Genomic DNA, 1103 nt, shown 5'->3' with positions numbered 1-1103 from the left:
GAGGTTGTGCCGCATCTGACCGACGAGGTGTCGGTCGCGGCCGTCAACGGGCCGTCTTCCGTGGTGGTTTCGGGTGTCGGGGCGGCGGTGGAGGCCGTGGCGGAGGTGTTCCGTGGGCTGGGGCGTCGTACGTCCCGGCTGCGGGTGTCGCACGCGTTCCACTCGCCGCTGATGGAACCGATGCTGGGCGAGTTCCGCACGGTCGCGGAGGGGCTGTCCTACAGCGAGCCGCGGTTGCCCGTCGTCTCCAACGTGACCGGTGCTCCGGCCGAGCCCGGTCAGCTGGCGTCGGCCGCCTACTGGGTGACCCATGTCCGGGAGGCCGTGCGCTTCGCCGACGGGATCCGCGCCCTGGTGGAGCAGGGTGTCACCCGGTTTTTGGAGCTGGGTCCGGACGGTGTGCTCAGCGGCATGGCACGCGAGAGCGCCGGCGACGACGCCCTGCTCGTCGCACTGCTGCGCAAGGACCGCGACGAGGAGACCACGGCGCTGACCGCGCTGGCCCGGCTGCACGCCGCCGGGGCCCGGGTGGACTGGGCCGCGTACTTCGACGGCACCGGTGCACGGGCCGTCGACCTGCCGACCTACGCCTTCCAACGGCAGCGCTACTGGCCGGAGATCAGCACGGCCACCACTACGGCCGACGCCCGAGCTGCCGGTGTCGATGTCTCCGATCACCCGCTGCTGGGTGCGGTGGTGGCGCTGCCGGACTCGGGTGGTGTGGTGCTGACGGGCAGGTTGTCGGTGGAGGCGCAGCCGTGGCTCGCCGACCACGTGGTCCTGGGCCGCACATTGCTGCCCGGTACGGGCCTGGTGGAGCTCGCTCTGTCGGCCGGTGAAGCCGTGGGCTGCGCGACGCTGGAGGAACTGGCCCTGGCCGCACCGCTGGTGCTGCCCGAGCAGGGTGCCGTCCAGGTCCGCGTCGTGGTGGGCCCCCAGGACGCGAACCACCGCACACTCGCCATTTACTCACGCCAGGAAGGCGCCGAGGACGCCCCATGGACGACACATGCCTCCGGTTTCCTGGTGGAGGGTGTGGTGCCGGCGGAGTTCGATCTGGTGCAGTGGCCTCCGGCGGGTGCCGAGGTGGTGCCGGTGGAGGG

Annotated in this window: 1 protein-coding gene; it reads left to right on the top strand. The window is 71.9% G+C overall.

Features of this window, described 5'->3' with window-relative positions:
* Positions 1-1103, top strand: a 1103-nt coding sequence (locus ACFWVE_RS35085) for an acyltransferase domain-containing protein (RefSeq protein ID WP_384023342.1), incomplete at both ends; no start/stop codon positions are given.

The sequence above is a fragment of the Streptomyces sp. NPDC058632 genome (genome assembly GCF_042717095.1).
Lineage (GTDB): Bacteria > Actinomycetota > Actinomycetes > Streptomycetales > Streptomycetaceae > Streptomyces.
The sequence above is the reverse complement of the archived record's forward strand: the minus strand, read 5'-3'. Positions and strand labels throughout refer to the sequence as shown.